This is a genomic window from Nitrospira sp. (genome assembly GCA_024998565.1).
Classification (GTDB): domain Bacteria; phylum Nitrospirota; class Nitrospiria; order Nitrospirales; family Nitrospiraceae; genus Nitrospira_A.
The window spans coordinates 72,813-92,781 of sequence record JACOEM010000013.1 but is presented as its reverse complement, the minus strand read 5'-3'; the positions used below and the strand labels follow the sequence as shown (position 1 = coordinate 92,781).

Annotated in this window: 17 protein-coding genes and 1 pseudogene; 11 read left to right on the top strand and 7 right to left on the bottom strand. The window is 57.3% G+C overall.

All coding sequences use genetic code 11. From position 1 onward, the window contains the following. Nucleotides 1–5 precede the first annotated feature (5 nt). The 5 genes from H8K11_17810 (at nucleotide 6) to H8K11_17790 (ending at nucleotide 4,995) form a co-directional block, all read left to right on the top strand. Nucleotides 6–1,526 (top strand): proteasome accessory factor PafA2 family protein, encoded by a 1,521-nt coding sequence (locus tag H8K11_17810; protein ID MCS6265605.1) that lies wholly within the window; start codon nucleotides 6–8, stop codon nucleotides 1,524–1,526. A 2-nt stretch (nucleotides 1,527–1,528) separates the two neighbouring features. Then, nucleotides 1,529–1,723 (top strand): ubiquitin-like protein UBact, encoded by a 195-nt coding sequence (locus H8K11_17805; protein ID MCS6265604.1) that lies wholly within the window; start codon nucleotides 1,529–1,531, stop codon nucleotides 1,721–1,723. A 98-nt stretch (nucleotides 1,724–1,821) separates the two neighbouring features. After that, nucleotides 1,822–2,595 carry a proteasome subunit alpha gene (locus H8K11_17800; GenBank protein MCS6265603.1) on the top strand — a complete coding sequence of 258 codons (774 nt, stop codon included), beginning with the start codon at nucleotides 1,822–1,824 and terminating at the stop codon, nucleotides 2,593–2,595. Between the two features lie 68 nt (nucleotides 2,596–2,663). Next, nucleotides 2,664–3,503, top strand: coding sequence for a proteasome subunit alpha (locus tag H8K11_17795; GenBank protein MCS6265602.1), 840 nt, complete (start codon nucleotides 2,664–2,666; stop codon nucleotides 3,501–3,503). A 1-nt stretch (nucleotide 3,504) separates the two neighbouring features. Beyond that, nucleotides 3,505–4,995 (top strand): proteasome accessory factor PafA2 family protein, encoded by a 1,491-nt coding sequence (locus H8K11_17790; protein MCS6265601.1) that lies wholly within the window; start codon nucleotides 3,505–3,507, stop codon nucleotides 4,993–4,995. Between the two features lie 8 nt (nucleotides 4,996–5,003). Here H8K11_17790 and H8K11_17785 read toward each other — a convergent pair whose 3' ends face one another. Both H8K11_17785 and H8K11_17780 read right to left on the bottom strand, forming a co-directional pair. Further along, nucleotides 5,004–5,924, bottom strand: coding sequence for a hypothetical protein (locus tag H8K11_17785; GenBank protein MCS6265600.1), 921 nt, complete (start codon nucleotides 5,922–5,924; stop codon nucleotides 5,004–5,006). Next, a complete protein-coding gene (locus H8K11_17780; GenBank protein MCS6265599.1) occupies nucleotides 5,921–6,319 on the bottom strand; it encodes a hypothetical protein in 399 nt (132 codons plus the stop codon). Before H8K11_17780 ends, H8K11_17785 begins: the two co-directional genes overlap by 4 nt. 696 nt (nucleotides 6,320–7,015) lie before the next feature. Between H8K11_17780 and H8K11_17775 the strand changes: the two genes are divergently transcribed. Further along, nucleotides 7,016–9,748, top strand: a complete 2,733-nt coding sequence (locus H8K11_17775) for an alpha/beta hydrolase (protein MCS6265598.1) — start codon at nucleotides 7,016–7,018, stop codon at nucleotides 9,746–9,748. A gap of 33 nt (nucleotides 9,749–9,781) precedes the next feature. Then, nucleotides 9,782–12,790 (top strand): GAF domain-containing protein, encoded by a 3,009-nt coding sequence (locus tag H8K11_17770; protein ID MCS6265597.1) that lies wholly within the window; start codon nucleotides 9,782–9,784, stop codon nucleotides 12,788–12,790. A gap of 101 nt (nucleotides 12,791–12,891) precedes the next feature. On the opposite strand, the gene H8K11_17765 is transcribed toward H8K11_17770, so the two are convergent. Next, nucleotides 12,892–13,881 carry an alpha/beta fold hydrolase gene (locus H8K11_17765; GenBank protein ID MCS6265596.1) on the bottom strand — a complete coding sequence of 330 codons (990 nt, stop codon included), beginning with the start codon at nucleotides 13,879–13,881 and terminating at the stop codon, nucleotides 12,892–12,894. A 136-nt stretch (nucleotides 13,882–14,017) separates the two neighbouring features. Between H8K11_17765 and H8K11_17760 the strand changes: the two genes are divergently transcribed. Next, the gene (locus H8K11_17760) at nucleotides 14,018–14,653 is read left to right on the top strand and encodes a class II aldolase/adducin family protein (protein MCS6265595.1); all 636 of its coding nucleotides are present in this window, start codon (nucleotides 14,018–14,020) and stop codon (nucleotides 14,651–14,653) included. A gap of 196 nt (nucleotides 14,654–14,849) precedes the next feature. Here the strand turns inward: H8K11_17760 and H8K11_17755 are convergent, their stop codons facing one another. The 3 genes from H8K11_17755 to H8K11_17745 all read right to left on the bottom strand — a co-directional run bounded on the left by H8K11_17755 (nucleotide 14,850) and on the right by H8K11_17745 (nucleotide 18,047). Further along, complete coding sequence (locus H8K11_17755; GenBank protein MCS6265594.1) at nucleotides 14,850–15,575, bottom strand: hypothetical protein; 726 nt, start codon at nucleotides 15,573–15,575, stop codon at nucleotides 14,850–14,852. A 1,282-nt stretch (nucleotides 15,576–16,857) separates the two neighbouring features. After that, nucleotides 16,858–17,604, bottom strand: a complete 747-nt coding sequence (locus H8K11_17750; protein ID MCS6265593.1) for a hypothetical protein — start codon at nucleotides 17,602–17,604, stop codon at nucleotides 16,858–16,860. Between the two features lie 176 nt (nucleotides 17,605–17,780). Continuing rightward, complete coding sequence (locus tag H8K11_17745) at nucleotides 17,781–18,047, bottom strand: helix-turn-helix transcriptional regulator (protein MCS6265592.1); 267 nt, start codon at nucleotides 18,045–18,047, stop codon at nucleotides 17,781–17,783. Between the two features lie 107 nt (nucleotides 18,048–18,154). On the opposite strand from H8K11_17745, the gene H8K11_17740 reads away from it, so the two are divergent. From H8K11_17740 to H8K11_17730, 3 genes and pseudogenes are all read left to right on the top strand, one after another. Then, nucleotides 18,155–18,535, top strand: a complete 381-nt coding sequence (locus tag H8K11_17740; protein MCS6265591.1) for a helix-turn-helix transcriptional regulator — start codon at nucleotides 18,155–18,157, stop codon at nucleotides 18,533–18,535. Next, on the top strand, nucleotides 18,532–19,101 hold the full coding sequence (locus H8K11_17735) for an ImmA/IrrE family metallo-endopeptidase (GenBank protein ID MCS6265590.1): 570 nt from the start codon (nucleotides 18,532–18,534) through the stop codon (nucleotides 19,099–19,101). Before H8K11_17740 ends, H8K11_17735 begins: the two co-directional genes overlap by 4 nt. After that, nucleotides 19,098–19,574, top strand: a pseudogene (locus H8K11_17730) (recombinase family protein). The gene H8K11_17735 and the pseudogene H8K11_17730 overlap by 4 nt, the downstream one beginning before the upstream one ends. Here the strand turns inward: H8K11_17730 and H8K11_17725 are convergent. After that, complete coding sequence (locus tag H8K11_17725; GenBank protein ID MCS6265589.1) at nucleotides 19,482–19,685, bottom strand: hypothetical protein; 204 nt, start codon at nucleotides 19,683–19,685, stop codon at nucleotides 19,482–19,484. The pseudogene H8K11_17730 and the gene H8K11_17725 overlap by 93 nt on opposite strands. Nucleotides 19,686–19,969 lie beyond the last annotated feature (284 nt).

Genomic DNA, 19,969 nt, shown 5'->3' with positions numbered 1-19,969 from the left:
AGCCTATGCATCTCTTCGGTATTGAAACGGAATATGGCATCACCCGTGAGGATCTGGATGCTGTCGATCCCGTCGAGGAATCGATGGAACTGGTCCGTGCTCACTTGCCCGGCAAGTTTGAACGGCGCTGGGACTATCGGGGTGAAGATCCGCACGAGGATGCGCGCGGTTTCCGGGTCTCGGGTCTGCAACAGGACAAGGAAGAGGACGACTTCGCCAAGGTCGATGCGCATCGACCATTTTCCTTTCACGAGATGAAGAGCGATCTGGTCCTGCCGAACGGCGCGCGGTTTTACAACGACCATACGCATCCCGAATATTCCACGCCGGAATGTCGCACGCTCAAAGATCTGCTGGCCCATGACCGGGCCGGAGAACGTATTGTGCAGCGCGCGGCGGATCGACGGAATCAGCAGCTCGGCGGTGCGCATGTCCAACTCTATAAAAATAACACCGACTTTCACGGCCACAGTTACGGTTGCCACGACAACTTTCTGGTGTCGCGTTCCCTGCCCTTTGCTCAATTGGTCAGTGGCCTGTTGCCGTTTCTGGTGAGCCGGCAACTGGTGGCCGGAGCCGGGAAGGTGGGGATGGAGGCGCAAGAGTCCGGGTTTGTGCCCGGTCCCTTTCAGATTTCGCAGCGGGCCGACTTCATGGAGGCTGAATTAGGCGTCGACACGATGCACAACCGGCCCATCCTGAATACGCGAGATGAGCCGCATGCCGACCGGACGAAGTACCGGCGGCTGCACCTGATTCTCGGCGACGCGAACATGTGCGAATACGCGACGGCGCTCAAGGTCGGCACCACCAGGCTGGTGCTGGACCTGCTCCAGCGTGGAGAGGACCCAGGCCTGGAATTGGAACAGCCGGTGGCGGCGATCAAGCAGCTCTCCAGAGACCCTGAGTTGAAAACGACGGTGCGATTGAAGGATGGCCGGACGATATCGGGACTGGCGATTCAGGAAGAATACTGGAACGTGGCGAGTCGATGCTGTGCGGGCAGTGATCCGGACGCCGACTGGGTATTGCGGGAATGGCAGGAGACTCTCGGTGCGCTTCGTCAGAATCGCACGCAATTAGTCGGCAAACTCGACTGGGTGACCAAGCAGTGGCTGCTCGAGACATTCATGCGGGAAGAGCGGCTGGTGTGGGAAGATCCATGGCTCGCCAGCTTGGACCTGGAATACCACAATGTGAACCCCGACCGCGGCCTGTTTCTGGGTCTCGAAATGGAAGGGAAGACCTGGCGCATGACGAGCGAGCGTGACATCGCGCAGGCTCTGGTGGCGGGACCCTCAGATACCAGAGGCGGGCTTCGCGGATTGTGTGTGAGACGGTTCCCGGAGCAGATCACGGGGATGCAATGGGAGCGGGTGCAGTTTTCCGGGGGGCTGCGTGCGCGGACACTTGAGATGGGTGACCTCTTCGAGCCGGATGCGGTGCAGGCCTGTGCCGCGTTGTTGGAAGCTGCGGCGTCTCCAGCCGATGCGCTGGCGGCGTGGTCGAGACGAAAGGACGGGTAACCATGCGATATATGTTGATGCCGGAACGTCGTGAGGCACCGGGCGATCCCATGCCGAAACCGTCGGGGCCGTCGGAAGAAGGCGGGGGGCCTCGCCGGCCTGAAACGGGCTCGCCGGATAAGGACAATCTGCTGAAGCGGATGCGGAAGGTCGATCCGAAGCAAGCAGAGCGTTACCGGCAACGTACGGGCCAATAAACGTGAAAGGTAAAAAGTGAAACGTGAAAGGTCGCGGGTCTGAGGATTGAAGCGATCGTTGGTCCACCTTTGACGTTTCACGTCTAACGAGGTAAGCAATGGGGATGCAAGGGGACTTTTTTCAGCTCTTGAAGGAGCAGGGGTATCAGTTCGGGAATCCTGTGGCCGCGGCGGCCGGGATGGAGGTTCCGACTGCCACCACAATTCTGGCCTTGAAGTATCGCGATGGTGTCTTGGTCGCAGGCGATCGCCGGGCGACGGCGGGCAACATGGTGATGTACGACCGCACCGACAAGGTGCTGGAGATCGATCGCCATAGCGTGATGGCCATCGCAGGGGTGCCGGCGACGGCGTATGAGATGGTGCGCGTGTTGGAGCACTCATTCAAATATTACCGGCGCACGCAATTGCAGGAGTTGAGTTTCGAAGGCAAGCTGCGGGCGGTCTCCAAGTTGCTCAAGGAGAACGTGCCGGCGGCGTTGGCAGGGACCGGGGCGGTGGTTCCCGTCTTTGCCGGATATGACCAGGAGCAGGAGTCTGCCAAAATTTATTTCTACGACATTCTTGGGGCCGAGTTCGAAGCGGTGGAGTATGCGGTGTCCGGTTCCGGTTCGCCGACGATTCGCGGGATCCTGCATTATGTGAACACCTGGGGCCCGCAGCCCTTGGCCACCCTCCCTGAGGAGCAGGCCACGATCCAGGCGCTCCGGTTGCTGTCCAGTGCAGCGGAATTCGATTCAGCCACGGGCGGGGTGAATCGGGAGCTGAATCTCTATCCGGTGGTGAAACTCATCAAGGCGTCCGGTGTGCAGACCCTTCCGGATGCGGAATTGAAACGATTGTACGAGAGCGAAGTGCTGCGCGGACGCTAACAGATAAACGGCTGGTTATTGATCCCTATGGTGCTGGTTATTGATCCCTATGGTGAAGGTGGCACGTTATGTATGAAGAACCCTATCGGTGGATTGAGGCGGTCGGCAATCGACGCCAGTATCTCGATGAGCAGTTTGCGAAGGGCTCACCGGTCGTCGCATTGGCCTGTGCCGACGGGATATTGATGCTGACCGTCAGCCGTGGAACGCCCAAGCTGTATGAGATTTACGATCGTATTGCGCTGGGCGGAATGGGGCACCCGGCAGATCTGGAAAAGCTGCGCTTCTCCCTCCTGGAGATGGCCCATGTGGAGGGATTCAATCGATCGCCCTCCGATGTCACCGGCGCCAGGCTCATGAAGTATGGGCTGGCACCGACCATCAAGCAGGCCTTTGAAGAAATTTATAAAGCGCCCTTCATTGCCAAAATTCTCCTTGCTGAATTGGGCGTGAAACCCGAGCGAGACCTGTTTCTCTCGATCAACTACGACGGAAATTTCGAGGAAAGCCGGGGCTGGGCGGCATTGGGCGCGAAGGCTTCCGTGCAGGGCCGGATGCGACGGTATGTCGAATCGCAACCGGCGTTTGCGCAGGCCTCGCTGGCGCAGGCCGTGGAACTCGCCCTGTGTACCTGGGCCGTCGGCTCGTTAGCTCAAGCGGCGTCCGAGTCCCCGGCTGCGGAGTCTTCCTCAACCCGGGTATCGGAAGAACAGACGGAGGGCGACGGTTCGAGCCTCCCTGACAAGGCGGCGTTGCTGGCGCATGTGCGTCAGACCGTTGCCGAGAAAGCACTAGAATGTGTCCTGTTGGAGCGCCGCGGGCCTGGATCGGCCAAATATCGCGCGCTTCGTCCCGCTGAACTGGGCGGTCTGCTACCGCCGGCTGTCAGCGCACCGGCCGCCACCTAACATGTTGAACCGTATCTTCGGGCTTGAAACGGAATACGGCCTCCTTGTGAACCAGGATCGGCCCGACCATTCCCCCTCCTGGGTGGCGCAGCGGATTCGCGACCACATTTTTCAAATCGAACGGCGAGGGGTCCTCGACCTGCACCATCGTGGACACGATGAGCCACCTGGAAATGGCGGGTTCTTGACGAATGCCGGGCGCATCTACATCGACATGGGGCATCTGGAATACGCCTCTCCGGAGTGTACGACCCTGGCGGATCTGGTGGCATCGGATCGTGCCGGAGATCGCATTATTCAAGATGCGGTGACGGCGCTGGGGCTGGACGAGACGGTGTCGCTCATCAAGAACAATATCGATCACGAGACCGATGCAACGTTCGGCTCGCACGAAAACTACCTCGTCACGCGACAATTTCCTTTTTCCCGGCGCGGCCTGGCGCCGCTGGTCACCTTCCTTGTCACCCGCCAGATTTTCACCGGGGCGGGCCGCATCGGCTGCGCGAGCGACCCCAACGAATGGGTGCAAGTCGGAGGACTCATCCTGCATCGGCCGGGGCTGCGGGATGCGCAGGATCGATCGATCGTGCCGTTCCAGATTTCTCAACGGGCCGACTACATCGTCAACGATTTCTTCGAGTGGGTGCAACACAACCGTGCGATCGTCAATACACGTGACGAGCCGTTGGCCGATCCGAATCAATACCGCCGGATTCATCTCTTGTGCGGAGATTCGAATATGGCCGAATACGCCACGGCGCTCAAGATGGGGACGACTGGGCTGGTGTTGCAACTGATTGAGGCCGGTCAGGCCCCGCGCGGTCTGGGGATCCAGGAGCCGGTCGAGGCGCTGCAGGATATTTCTCGCGACCCGGATCGCCAATGGATCGTCGGCTTGGAGTCGGGACAGTCGATGTCGGCCGTCGATATTCAGGAGCAGTTTCTGGCCGCGGCCCGGCGTCATTGCAAAGGCCAGGACGAGGAGACGGATTGGGTGCTGGAGCAATGGGAGTCGGTGTTGACCGACTTGCGCGGCGGCTACGAAAAACTGGTCGGTCGTATCGATTGGGCCTCGAAGCTGTGGCTCTTAGAGACGTATCGGGAGGCCGAGCAGTGTGCGTGGGACGATCCCATGTTGAAGAGTCTCGACCTCGAATATCACAATCTGCATCCTGAGCGGGGACTCTGCTACGGTCTCGAGGAGGAGGGGCGAGGACCGCGCCTGACGACCGATAAGATCGTTGCCCTTGCGCAGGAGCATCCGCCTCGCAACACACGGGCGTTCGGACGCGGTGAGTTGGTCAGGCATCTGCTCGATAGCGGAGCGGCCGGAGTCGTGCCGGATGCACCGCTCGATTTCGAGGAACAAATGGCCTGCGAGTACATCATCAATTGGTCGAATTTCAAACTGCGTGGAACGGCGCCCTTCTTTATGGCAGACCCGTTTAAAACCTACGTGCAGGATGTGCGTAGCCACCTCGCCGCTCGATAGTCTCCCTCCTACCGCTTCAATCCCATCCGTTCCAGGGCTCCCTTCGACACGTCGAACGCGAAGCGCAATTGGACTGCGTAATACTTTTGAACCAGGCCGGACTGGTCCAGTGGCCGGTCTTCTTCGCGGTAGAAGGCCAGTTCCGTATCCTTCCAGCGGACGGCGATGCCGACGATCCAATCGAGCTCGGAAGGGTTCAGGGTGTTGCTCGCTTCACGGTCGGTGAAGAGATTCATGTCTCCGTACAGGACGACCTTGTTTTTGTAGACGTCCAGATCGGCATGGGCGACATATCGGAACAACGCCCGGCCCGTGTTGTTGGGGCGCGCGAAGTATTGACTGTTGTGGAAGAGCCATCCCGCGCCGGCGTAGGCCGTGAGATTCTGGTTCGGGAAGGTACGCCGCCACCAGGTGGAGTCCTGAATCGCTTGAAACCGGGCTGTGACGAGCGCATCGGCGTAGGCCTGTTTCAGGCCACGACGGTCCAGCGGGGCATCTCGTTCGTACTGCAGCCGCCAATTGAAGCGATCGAGCACGCCGGTGAAGGCAAAGGTGCCGTCCCATTCCGTCAACTCGATCCATCCGTCGGTGCGGTCGGAGAAAAAGTTCTGATCGGTGTAAAACGTGAGATATTGCTTATAGAGGTCCGTTTCCAAGTGCAGCATGTGGCGCATGCCGACGAGTCCGGTATTGTCAGGCCTGGCGGCGAACGTGGGATTTTTTACAAAGGCTCCGGTCAGCAGGTAGCCGCCGAACAGCGTCTCCTCTTCCTCGCGCGCTTCATGTTCCGGCTCATCCATGGAGGGGAGCGGGCGCCCGTATTTTTCCAGCCCGAAGGCCGGTTCCGGCCAGGGCGCAATCACCGTCAGCAAGCCGGTGAGCAGTACCAGCCAAGCTAGAGCAGGACTCCTGTATTGCCGGGCCGTCATTCCGGGCAGTTGGCGAAGATCTCTTCGCAGTCGTTGGAGGCATCGACGGAACTCGGTACGAAGCGATACCGCACCTGGTCGACTCGTTGGTGTTGGATCACGACCGTTGCCCAGCAGCCGTGATGCACGGTGGGTCGGCTGCTCTTCGAGGACACCATGGATTCTTCCAGCAGGGGGGCTTCTCGATAATACCGGAGCATGGTCACCGCTCCCTCCTCCCGTTCTTGGAGGGGTGGACCGGCACAGGCCAGCACCTGTTCCTTGGTTTGTCCTCGTAGCGCCTGCTGATGAGGATAGCCCTCGGTGATAGGCGGTGTGCTCTGACAGCCAAGCATGATTCCGGCCAGGATGATGATCAACATACCGCCGTGAGGACGACTATGAGGTGCGCGCATCGGGGAGTACTCAGGCTGACTTATCGTGGACTGTGAGTAGCATACCTGCCGGGTCAAAGCAACCAACCCGGACCGATTCTCCGATGGCTGCCTCGTTGTCGAACCAGCTTGCGCTGGGCCACGATGTCGGTCCCTGAGGAGGGCGGCGTCAACCGTCATCGGCGAACCGATGCCCGTGGACATGGCAAATTCTGCCGCGTGAAATTCCTTAATGGCTCTGGCTGTGATGCGGAGACGAGCGTCTCGCCGGATCCGTGCGGGGCCGTTGCGTAAAGTGAGGAATCGGCGTCAGGATCATGACGGTCGTCATCGTTCTGACTTGCTGTGGTACCTCCGGCGTGCCGAGAGGCATGACGAAGCGAGTGGTTCGGCCTGTTGCTATCATCTAAGTTAATTTTTGTAGGTAACTGCATTTTTTCCTGCGGATGAGTTGACAATTATGTCTAATTCCCTAGAATAAGCTTCGAACATGAGGTTGTTATGACAGCCGCTGTGTGCCAACTCTGAGGCCGTGCGTGTCGTTAATCCCTCCCTTGTTGGATCAGCCGACCCCCTCCCGCATCTTTGGAATCGTTCGTGCGCTTGCAAGAGTCCAGCCTCGCCCGGAGCGGGCTCTGTGAGCGGGCGACGACGTCCACACGGTATTCAATTCGATGCTGTGCAACGCGCAGCACTCAATACGGCGGGAGGGAATGTATGTCGAAGTACATCGCTGTGCGCAAAGAGAGTGTGTCTGTGATCGGCCTGCTTGGCCAGGAGAGCAGCCGGCAATCTTCGGTTCCGGATCGGAAGAAAACCAGCGATGCCTGGTCCCTCTCTGTGGCGGAGCGGCGGGCTTCCCGGCGCCTCGATACTCGGATCTCCACCCTCCTTCACTTTCAGGAGCATGCGTGGAGAGGTCAGACGAAAAGCCTGAGCTTAGGCGGGCTCTCGATGGAATTTGCCGAGGACATCCCCGCCATCTTGAATCAGCAGATTGTGTTCAGTCTGAAGCCCGGGACCGAGCAGCCGGAGAGTGCGGGGATTGTGTGCGGAATCCGTGTTTCCGAATGTGTCCTTGGTTCAGGTCGGACGAAACGAGGGGTGACACTCGCCGTTCAGTTTGTGCGGTTGAGCCCAGGTGATGAGCAGGTGGTCGCCATGTGGATGAGCGAAGGCCGCGCACGGCCGAACAGGGTGCATCTCGTCGCCGCATTAATCACCCAGGAGAGTGAGGATACCCTTATCGACACCGAGGCCAGGCAGCCGGTCGTTTCTCATACCGCACGCACGCGCGTAGCTCTGGCGCCTGAGCGTCCACGGCAGGAGCGGCGGCGTCATCAGCGGATCACGGTTGGATTGAGCACCGAGGTCAGTCTCCGGCTGGGAAGCGGTGGTCGAGTGTTGCCGGGGGCGTTGACGACCGATTTGACGTCAAACGGGGCTTGTTTGTGTTTGTCGGCCGAAGAGGATTTGCTGGGTTCAGAGTTGGAACTGAGATGGGTGTCACCGGGTGTCGCGCGGCGAGGATCTTCTGCTTCGACGCCGTCCTCCGGCTGCTCCGTGGTGGGCGAAGTGGTATGGACAAGACCGGGAGAGACCGGTACCCTTTCCGGTTATCGGCAGGCTGGGGGGCGGACGGTGTTGGCGGGTGTGCGATTTCTCCCGGTTGCGAAAGAGACAGAGGACATCATTGAGCACCTGCTCGGGCAGCAGCAGGGCGAGGGGGGCACGGCCAGGGCGGAAGGGCCTTCCGTCATCAGTGAATTCTCGGAGTGTGTCCGCCCGTCCGGTCATCGTATCGCGCTCTGTCACGATCGGCCCCGAACCGATGTGTCGGACGATGCACCGATTGTGGTGTTGGCTCCGGGGTATGGGGAGAGCAAACGCGATTATGTGCCGTTGGCCTATTACCTGGCCGGCAATGGGTTTCATGTCGTGCGCTTCGACAATGTCAATCATGTCGGAGAGAGCGATGGGTTGGTCACACAGTTTCGCCTGGAGGATATGGAGGCCGATCTGGAGACCGTGCTGGATTACGTGGCCTCCCAATGGCCGGGTCGATCCATCGGTCTTGTGGCGACCAGCCTGGCCGGTCGTGTCGCGCTTAAGGTGGCCGGGCGAGTTCCTCACCTGGGGCTGCTGGCGCTGATTAATGGAATCATGGATGTTCAGCATACGTTGCAGGCCGTCCATCAAGAGGATCTGATCAGCGAACATCTGGCCGGTGTGCGAAAAGGAGTGGTCAACATACTCGGCCTGACCATCGATGCGGATCGTTGGCTGGAGCATGCTGTTCAGGGAGGTTATGCCGACCTCCGCAGCACCGAGCAGGACGCCGAGCGCCTTCATGCTCCCGTCGTCCTGTTTCATGCCGAGCAGGATGCCTGGGTCGATCCGTCCTCCATCGAGGCCGTCGGTGCAGCGATGGGTGCGAATCTCCGCCACTCCTATGTGGTGCCGGGCGCCTTGCATCGACTTCAAGAGAGCCCCCGGAAAGCCCGCACCGTCTACCGCCAAATTGCCCTGTGCTGTCAGGAGGCGTTGTGGCCGGCACGGTCGATGGCGCGGATGGTCGAACCATCGCATCGAGAAATCGGCGTGCAGAACCGCGCGGAACGCGAACGCAGCAAGAAACGTCGGCCGATGGGCAAGTCGGATCATGTGGCGTTCTGGCAGGAGTACTTACATAATTTCCAGACGATTCCGAACGTGGCCGATTTTTGGCGGCTCATGGATCATGTCTATCGCCTGATGGGCGACTGCCATCACGGGGAACGGATTCTGGATGCCGGGTGCGGCAACGGGAACCTCGGTGTGTTTCTGCAGCTCAATCAGGCGTTTCGCCAGCGCTATGCCCGGCGCGGAGATTTTCGCTCGCCCGACTATGTCGGGGTGGATTTTGTCCCGACGGCGCTGACACAGGCCATGACCAACTTCGAGCAGGTGGGGGCGGCGCTACAGGGGCAGTTTTATGAAGGGCTGCGAGCCTATGTGCCGATGTCGATGCGCGTCTGCCGGGCCGACCTGGAGTCTCCGCTGCCGTTTCCCGATCGTTCCTTCGACCGGGTCGTGTGTAATCTTGTGATCGGGTACGTGCGCGACCCGCTGTTCACGCTCCGGGAATATCTGCGCGTGTTGGCTCCCAATGGACGGTTGGTGATTTCCAACCTGAAGCCGTATGCCGATCTCTCGGCGATTTATCGCAGCTTTGTTGAGACGGCTCAGACGCCGGACCAAATTGAAGAAGGGCGTCGTCTCCTGGACAATTCTGGTAGAATCAAAGAGCGCGAAGGCGAAGGCATTTTTCATTTCCATTACCAGGCGGAACTAGAAAGTTTGTTGCGCGCCGCCGGCGTCACGCATCCGCGGGTCTATTCTACGTTCGGAAACCAAGCACTCATTGCCGTGGCCGATAAGGGTTTGGCGAACGTCACGGTGGCGGCATGATGACACGGCCTCGGCTTTACCAGAGTACCTGAGATGAAAGTGCTCGCGTTCAGCGCCCTGGTGAATGCGTTAGCTGCGACCGGGCTCGGAATGTTCGTCTACTTCCGGGATCCTACCGCTGCACGCAACCGGATTTACGGGCTGTACTGTCTGAGCATTGCCTTTTGGAGCGTCTTCTACTGCGGCTGGCAGCTCACGGAATCCAAAGATCTTGCGCTGAGTCTGCTGCGCTTGGTGATGGCCGGCGCATCGCTCATCCCGATTCTGTATTTTCACCACACCGTCACATTTCTTGACATTGCGGCGCGTCACGCCAAAGCCCTGAAGATCGGCTATGGTCTGGCGGCACTATTTCTGCTGGCCGATACGACGCCCTGGTTCGTGGCCGGGGTGCACCCTGCGATGTCGTTCTCTTTTTGGCCGGTTCCCGGCCTCTTCTTCCATCCCTTCCTGCTGTATTTCCTCTGGTATGTCGTCTATGCGACCTCGCTCGTCGGGGTCGCCCTTCGGGATGCGAACGGCATTCGGCGCCATCAATATGCGTACATGCTGGCCGCCAGCATCATCGGGTATGCGGGCGGGGCCACGAATTTCCCTCTCTGGTATGGCGTGCCGCTGTTGCCCTACGGCACGGTGCTCATCACGATGTATACGGCATTGATGGCCTACACGATTGTTCGGTACCGGCTGATGAATATCAGTGTCGTCCTGAACAAAGGGCTCGGGTATGCCATCGTGCTGGCGATTATTGTCGTGGCGACGTCCATCGGCGCGGTACTCAGTAATCGCGCGACCGGACATTCCACGCCTCCGTTGTTGGCCGGAACGCTGTTCCTGATTTGTGCGCTCTGGGTGCTCAGCAACAATCCCCGTTCCACGTCGAATACGATCTTCAGCGCGGTGTGCGGGGCCGCCTGTCTCTGGTTATTCGGCTGTTTCATGCTGTTCTCCGCGTCACGCGAGGATGAGGCGCTCTTCTGGGTGCAGGTGATTTACACGGGAGTGGTCTTCTTGCCTGCGCTGACCTATCACTTTGCGCAAAGTCTCTCCGGAGGGGCTGCGCACGATCGCCTCATTGTGTGGAATTATGCCGTCGGCGCGTTTTTTTGGAGCCTGTTGTTCACGCCGTATCTGGTTGATGGCCAGTATGTCTACTATTGGGGCCGATACCCTAAGGCCGGGGTGCTCCATCCCTGGTTGGTCGCATATGTGGTGGCGGGCGGGGGGCTGACGGTGTATCGGCTGTATCAAGGGTATCGGCTCCACCTCAGTTCCTCCCCGCTGCTTGGCGCCCAGCTGAAATACACGGTTGTGGCCCTCGCACTGGGATTCCTTGCCTCGCTCGATTTCCTCCAGAATTACGGCGTGGGATTCTATCCGGTCGGGTACTTACTGGCCGGCCTCTCGGTCACCGTCGTGGCCTATGCCATCGCTCGATACGAGTTGATGGATGTGTCGTTCGTCCCGAGTCGGCCGAAGGTGATGTTGTCGATCAAGTTGATGGGGCTGATTCCGGCTTACATGATGATCTTGCTGGTCATCCGGATCTTTACCGGGACGTTCCATTATCTTCTGGCCGGGGTGCTGTTCGGTCTATTTGTGATCGTATCGAGCGGTTTGGCGAACCTTCAGAAGGGGGTTGAGCGGGCGATCGGGCAGACGCTCTTTCGAGAGCGCTACGATGCCTACGATACGCTGGTGCAGTTTTCGAAGTCTCTTGTGGCGATCCTGGAACTGAAATCCCTCACCAAAGAAATTGTGCAAACGCTCGCGCGAGTAATGAACATTAAAACGGCCTCCGTCTATGTGCTGGACAAGGAGCAAGGGATCTACAGTCTGACCGCCTCTTACGGGTTCGTCACGCGTGAGGTCGTGGTGCCTCCGATTAAGATGGAGGGAGAGTTTCCCAAGACGTTGTTGCGAACAGAGACCGCCCTTGTCCGCGAGGAAATCGAATACGACAAGGCCGATACGGAACATCTGCGATTGCTCGACACCCTCAAAGCGTTGGCGTCCGAGGTCTGCATCCCGTTGATCAGCAAAGACCGGCTGGTTGGTTTTTGCAACTTAGGACGCCGGGCCAATCATGGCATGTATTCGACGGAAGAGTTGGCCCTCCTCAAGACGCTGGCGCAGCATGCGGCGATCGCAATCGACAACGCGCTCTTGTATGAAGATCTCCGCCGGTCACAATTGTTGATGCGTCGTACCGACCGGTTACGATCGCTTGAAACCATGGCCGGCGGGTTTGCCCATGAGATTCGAAACCCGTTGACGTCCATCAAGACGTTCGTTCAGCTGGCCCCTGATCGCCGTGACGATGTGGAGTTTATGGAGCAGTTCAGCCAGGTCGTGTGTGAAGACGTTGAGCGGATCGAGCGGCTGGTGCATGAGATTCTGGATTACGCGCGGTATATGACGCCGAAGCTTACCCAGGAAAGCTTGAATGACGTGGTGTCCTCCTGCCTCTACTTTATCGAGGTGAAGGCGAGCAGCAAGGCCATCACGATTCAGAAAGAACTGGCGAGCGACCTGCCTTACGTGAAGCTGGACCGTCAACAGATCAAGCAGGTCTTGTTGAACTTATTCATCAATGCGATGGAAGCCATCGGTGGTGACCAGGGCGGCCGCCTCTCCGTTCGCACCCGCAAACTTGTCAAGCCCGTGAATGAGCCGTGGGTTCAGATTGAAGTGGAGGATAGTGGGCCGGGAATCGACCCCCAGGATTTAGACCATATCTTCGATCCGTTCTATACCACGAAGCACGAAAGCGGAGAGCGTGAGGGGACCGGGCTCGGCTTGACCATTGCGCACCAGATCGTTCAGGAGCATGGGGGTTATGTGGAGGTAGCCAGTGAGGTGGGCCATGGGACGAGATTCATGGTCAATCTTCCCGTGAACCCACCTATCGCAGAGTGGCAGGCTGCGCAGCCTGCCTTCGATGACGGAAGAAAGCTTGCCGGAGCCTTTCTTGCCCGGCCTCACCTCGGGTTGGATGAACAGTTCGGCAAGCCGCCTGCGCCCATCAAAGCGAGTACCTGACGCCGAAGAGTAGCTGGCGGTGGGGCATTGCAATCCGACAGAATCTGTCCTCTTCCAAATGGGTGTGGAGGCATGCAGCAGATCTCGGAAGACTGCTTTGTCTATGCCGTGACCATTCGACGTATCCATTCGAGGGTTCTATTTTCCGCCCAAAACCGATCCTCCCGCCGGCACCGTCGTTGAAAGAATCCACAGTGTCCTCCGTAGCGCAGCAGCATCAGTGTAATATTGGAATTGTGTCGGATCGCCGGGGTATCGAACATCGTAGCGGGAATGAATGGGTCGTCTTGCGCCGTGATGATCAGTGTTGGAACGGCGATCTGGTGGAGCACGTGATGGGCTCCTGCCCGGTCGTAATAATCGGCGACATCTCGATAGCCTCCGTCGCGGGCGGTATAGGTCTCGTCAAACTGAGTGATCGTGTTCATCGAACCCAATGACGACACATCCCATGTGTCGGGAAACAGTGCTGCCTTTCTTCGCATTCTCGCCTTTAAGCTCGACAGGAAGTGCCAGTGGTAGAGCCAATTCCTGGGTTGCTCGAGGGCTGCCACGCACTGTGTGGGATCAATATTCGGACTGACGGCTACCACGCCTGCCAATGCCTGATTCGACCGGCCCATCTCTCCTGCTGCTTTCAAGACGAGATTCCCGCCCATTGAATATCCCACAAGCCATATCCGAGACAGACGATCGCGTTCCTGCAATTCCTGGATGATGGTTCGATAATCGTTACTGAGCCCGCTGTTGTACAGAGTCGGAGTCAGGTGGTCGGTGCCGCCGCAGGTACGTTGGTTCATACGGATGACGTTAAATCCAGCGCGGTAGGCTTTGGTCGTCATCCCACGCATGTAGTGGGAATCTGCGGAGCCCTCAAGCCCGTGGAGCAGGATGAGGGTCGGGGAGCTCGTGGGGTGAGGCTGCCAGTGACAGAAGCCCTGCAGCTGGGTTCCCGGTTCGGTGGTGAATCGCCGTGTGACCTGAGGGAGGGGTGCTCCTATCGCCTCCCGAGGCCAGTAGCGAGGTACCAGGGTCATGAGATGCGGATTGCGAAGCAGGAATGCGGGAATGAATCCGTCCAGCGAAATCATATTCGGCTCATCATAAAGAAATGCCGCTCCCTGCGCACTGTTCATTTTCTGTCGGGCCGGTGCCTTCTCCCCTCAAGGGTTGCGGGTGAGGAACCGATAACAGAAGTTGGAAAGTTGGTTCTTTAAGGAGGCGGGTATGTTGACTGCAATCGGCGATGTGATGAGGCGAGTGTACGAACGAGGGTGGATTACGACGCGAGACGGTAACATCAGCATGCGGAAGCGGGCGGGCAAGTATCTGTATATTACACCGTCCGGATGGCGTAAGACGATTGTCCACCCAGAACACATTGTGCGCTTGGAGGTTCTGACTGATCCAGTGACCGGCCAACTTGTTCCAAAGGTGCGTGACGGGCAACAGCCATCCGGGGAGCTGTGGATGCACTGGAACCTTCAGCGGGACACGAAGAAGACGAGGACAGTCGTCCACGTCCATGCGACCCACATCGTGGCTGCGATCTATGCTGGAATCGATTTGCAGGCGATGAGTGCGGAGTTTCCCGAGATCTCACGCTATACACGTGTCGGCCATACGGTCCCTGCATTGCCGGCTTTGTCACGTGATCTTGCCGATGTGACGGCAGAATGCTTGGGGCTGAAGAAGGATGGGACACTGGAGTTTGACATTGTCGGACAGATGAATCACGGTGTGTGCGCTGTCGCGACGGACCCGTGGGCCGCCTATGAACACATCGAGCGACTCGACCATATCTGTGAGATCGTTTTGAAGAGTGGAGTTGCTTCGAAGCCTGTGGGCAAACAGTCGTCTTAGTGAAGAGGTAAGGAGGATTTGGGGAAAAGAGAAGGGGGCTGACGGACAACACAGTCAACCCCCTTCGTATTGTGGCTCCACGGACTGTATCCCAGTCGTACGATTCAGTTTGCCTTACAACGTAAGGCAACTCTCAATTACTAATCGGTCTAATATCGAGTTTCTTCAGTTGCAACAATCAAGCACTGGGACACGGTTAGGGAGACGGCTTTGCTGCATTGAGCCGCATCAGGCGTTCAGTAAGCTTTCCCCCAAAGTCGGCGATCGCCACTTTCTTCGCTTCATCGATAGAAGCAGTATCTTCCAAAAGAAGTGCCGGTCCGATCTTTTTTGCCACACCCTCGGCATCTTGCGTTGCGTAAAGATACCCGTTTCGAACATCCCATAGAGAAGACCTGAGCATAACCAGTGCGTCACTATGCGTGCCAGGGGCCACATATGCTCCGATAATGGTCCAGTACAAGAATGCTGCAGGGTTATTATAACGATCGACCGCCGAAACATCGGTGATGAGAAGCACGGCATCCGCTCCATATCGAGCTGCCGCTAAACGCAGGTCTTTGAGCTCCCGATTTGCCGTGCTCCCAAACGTCCAGTGATTGCTTCCTGGAACGGTGTCTTCGGAGATCAAGTAAATATCTGAAATGATCCCTGCAGCCTTGAGTTGGCTACCGAAAGCCAACAATTGGTTTTGTTCCTCATCGGTCCAGAAGCGTTTCTTATAGATCCATGAATGACTGTTCAGGTACACCCCCAGTTTGAATGGAGCTGGCAGTTGAGGTTTGAGGGCGAGGACATCCTCAATTGCTTGGTCCGTCGTGACTGGACCAGCAGAGCTCCTCAGCGCACCACGATCAAACCCTTTGCTCGCAGCACATCCAGTTAGCACGGCGAGCGCTAGAACCATCAGCAAAGTCTTCACTTCGGACCTCCTCGGCGGAGTTGTGACGAAATTCGATGACGGGAAAACGACAATTTACGGGGGAATGCTGAAAAAAAGAGTAACCTAAGAGAATCTATCCGTCAAAAGAAACAGCGGTTTAGATATTACGGCTTCAAATCGATTCCACGAGCCTTACGCTGCACGACCCCTAAAGCTTGAGATCTACAGATCAAGTTTGGCGTAACTCAAACCCTCGACCGAACGAATTTTTGTCCCTCTGCTCTTAAAAGAATAAATTCGCTTACCCCACCGGCAAACAATGGACCAGCTAAAGGAATAAGTATCCAGCCATCGTTCTTGAAAAATGGTAGTACGTCCTCAATTTGAAACAAAACGAAATATAAAACTAACAAAACTATGGAAGCCGCTGCCGTCCGAGCAACAATTGCTCCTAGCTGAAAATGCCTTCTTACATCGGAATATGCACACCCAGCAAGACTTCCCGCAGGCGAGGCAAAAATCCCAAGAAATAGTACTGAATGGCCTCCCACTGTTTCAACGAATGCTAACGGTAAGAGTAGCAGCGGCAGCAGAACTGCGCCGAAGTATGCAAAGGCAACTCTTTTCAGGAACCACAAAGTCAGGACATCCCCTTGAGATGCGAAGTGGGCTAGCACACTTGCCCGCCAGCACACTTCGAGCTAATCGAGAATACTCCAATCTCCATACTGTAGCGAGCCAAGAGGTATTATGATGACCCGCTGCGTCCTACTTTGACTATATAGATCAAGTGAAGCGGGGGCTGCGCCCCCGATCCCCCCGGCCGTCCGGTCCATCGGTCCGGAACGGCCGGGCGGCCTCGTTGGGCGGAATTCTTCTTCGATTAATCTCCGTAGCTCCGTAAGTCCTTATCTTGCTCATCTCGCCTTTAGAAGACTTTCCAAGGGGGCGGCCAAGCTGACGCATCGCCGTCGTCCATTTGATAACTGTGGTTGAAGCAAGGCCCTCTCACCCCTTGGAAGACGCAAGGGGGTGACAGGGCCTATAGGTTCAGGTTTGAAGGATTTGAGCGGTTAGTAGCGGGATTTGCGAAAGGTGAGGCCAGCGCAGGTGCAGCAGAGTAGGATTTCTCTGGCGACGCCTTCACTCTGATAGTAGACGCGTCCCCACATCCGATCTGCCTGACAGAACTCACACAACCGTTCGTGGCTGTGTGCAGTGCAGAGCCAGCCCTTGCGGGCTCGATCATAGACAAGACCGGGCTGACCGCAACACATTGGCCCAAACAGGGAGTCAATTTTCCGAACACAGGTATGAGCAGTCATGCTTTAGAAAAGGTGAGGCCTTTTCCGAGAACCAATTGCAGAATGAATCCGTCGAGCCAGATGGCGTGCCCGGCGAGCAGGTCTTCCCAGGTCTTAAAGAGCACGACGCGAGGGATTTCGATCTCCCCTCGAATCCGGCGAAAGGCATTCCTGCTCGACCATTGATTGCGCATGTCTTCCCAGAGAGCGCTCATGGGGAAACCGAGCGACCGTTTCCAGGACCAGCACATATTCACGTAGCCCGATTGATCCTGAACGTATTGGCTGATGACATATCGGCTGAGGCGGTTCCGGGAGCGATTTCCAGGCTGGTAGGCCTTGATCCATACCACCGGAGCCCCGTGGAGGCCTTGCCATTGTGCAGAGAGCCATTCTTGTGAGATCCAAAACCGGCGAGCGCGTTCACCATCTGGGACTCGCCAAGCCCAAAAGATATGCAGCACGCCGTGACCTTCTTCCGTGCGAACTTGGTAATATTCCAATCCTCGAAAGCCGAGCTGTCGCTCGATCCGCTGACGTAATTGCTTGTGGTGATAGGTCAGCTTTTCGGCCTGACCGCCTTCTGCGGTAGACAGGGTGACCCATAACACTTGAAAGTGATGGGCCTCCCAAAACCACAACAGCGAGCGGACTCGTTGATAGCCACGCTTTTGTTTACGCGACCATTCCGACCTGACAGGGCGCCCGCCTGATTCAGGGCCTTGAGGGGCTGATTCGAACCTGGATGAATAGGCCTCAGCCATGAAAGGTCTCCTGAGATGGTGGAGGTGGCGAGAAAGCCGGGAGAGGCGAATCCTGGGAACTAGTAGAAGTACCGGCAGGCAAGGTCGTGAGTCGTCGCGCACCCTGGAGCAGAAGGGCCTGCAGGCGTGAGGTGCGCTCCTCTCGGGTCTGTGGATTGATCGGGATGAAATGAACTTCAATCTTCATCGGAGTGCCCATTGGGCAACATATCGTCATGGGAAAGATCAAGCGTCGTTTCAACGTGCAACTCAAACAGGTCATCTACGGTGCAGCCGAAGTACTCAGCGAGTTGAAGGGCGACCTGCAGGCTGGGGACCGCCTTGCCCTGCTCCAGTTTGGTGACATAAGAACGGTTAACGCGTATTCGGCGAGCCAAGGTAGCCTTGGAAATGCCGCGTTGCGCTTGCCGCGCCCGCCATTCTTTTAGGTGATTCTTGATCATGTGCAGCCTCCGTGAAGCGCACTATAGATGCTCGTTGCCTCATGGTCAATATGATGGAAAGATTTTGTGTTGACTGTGTGACAACAATTCAGCTATAGACTGCCCCCATGAATACTCCAGAGCTCAATCGAGAGACTCCCCAAGCCCCGCAGGGTTTTCGCGCCTTGGTCAAAAAGCGAATGGAAGAGGTCAACCTCAGTCTCCGGACCGTAGCCAGCGAAACCGGTATATCCCCGGCTTATCTATCTCGTTTGTTATCGGGCGAACGGGGACTCCCACCAGACGATGAGATGATTCTGAGACTGGCCGAGGTCCTGCGCATCGATCCGCCGGAACGGCTGCTTGTGGAAGCGAAGCGGGTGCCGGATCTGTTGCTCCCGGCCCTCTTGAGTGCTCACCAAGCCGTGTCGACAGCAGAACTGAAGGAGGCGATGAAGCAGTTAAAGGCGGTGATTCTCCAGCAACGAAAGAGGAGAAGCCGACGATGAAGACGGTATCCGGTCTGCTCCCCTCATTCATCCAGTGGTTGCGACGACCGGAACGCTTTATTCAGAAACTGCAAGCCATCTATCCCCACTGCCAAACTCTCCCTTTCCACAATCAAGAAGATGCCGCTGCCCAACAGGGTGTCGAGCTTCTGGAAACGACGTTCAGTCCGAAGATTGAGGGCATGACGACCAGGGACGAAGGCCAGGTCATGATTGTGATTCGCCGGGGCCTCAGTCCGCTGAATCGGCAGTTTGTCATCGCCCACGAATTGGGGCATGTCCATTTGCATCTCGCCGACATGAAAGACACGGACGAGCCAGCCTTACTCACTCCGCACGATCATCGAGACATCGAGGCCGATGCCTTCGCCCTCGTCTGGCTGATGGGGTCCTTACCGAAGGAGCGACTGGAGCGAGAGGTCTTCCTGTACGTGCTCAATAATCGAGAAATGGCCTGGCGCGCACTGCGCGTGATTGGCTATGTGGCGTGGTATCACCAGCGCATCCGTTTGGCGAACTGGCTGGAACGCGCCTGCTTGGCCCTACAAGAGAAAGGAACGGCATGATGGCAGCTACCCCCGTCCCGACCATTTGCGGGCTCTATACGCGCGTCTCGACGCGAAATCAGGCCGATACCGAATACAGTTCCCTCGAAACCCAGCGCGAAAAGCTGGAGGCCTACTGCAAGAGCCAGGACCAATACGTCATTTATCGAGTCTATGAAGACGCTGGTTTCTCGGCGGATACGATGAATCGACCGGCCTTGAAGGAAATGCTGCAGGATATTCGAACTGGACGGATATCTTGCGTGCTGGCGTACAAAATTGATCGATTGACTAGATCCGTAAAAGATTTTCATGTCCTGATGGATTTGTTCGACCGCCACGGCGCGAAGTTCGTGTCGATTACTCAAAGCCTCGATACACACCATCCGATGGGACGATTGCTACGAAACATCCTGCTCGACTTTGCCCAGTTCGAACGGGAGATGACGGCGGACCGCACCCGAGACAAAATGCAGCAACGGGCCACCAAGGGCTTGTGGAACGGCGGGAATGTTCCCTTTGGCTATCGCAATGAGGACAAGCGCCTGGTGAAGCATCCAGAGGAAGCGGCCAGCGTCCAATTCATGTTTCAATACTTTGCCCAAGATCCCTCACTGACCCGACTCAGAGCCGAGCTACAACGCAGAGGATGGTTTCCCAGGACTGGGAAGCCCTGGGGGAAGATGACGCTCGACTATATCCTGACGAATCCGATTTATTGCGGACGCATCCAGTTCAATGACCAACTTTTTCCAGGCGAACACGAGGCGTTGATTGAGGAGGGGTTGTATCACAAGGTTCAATCGCTTCCTCGCGAACATAGCCGAGCGGAAACAAAGATCCAGCGGACATTTCTCCTCAAGGGGCTGCTCAGATGCAGTGTCTGCCA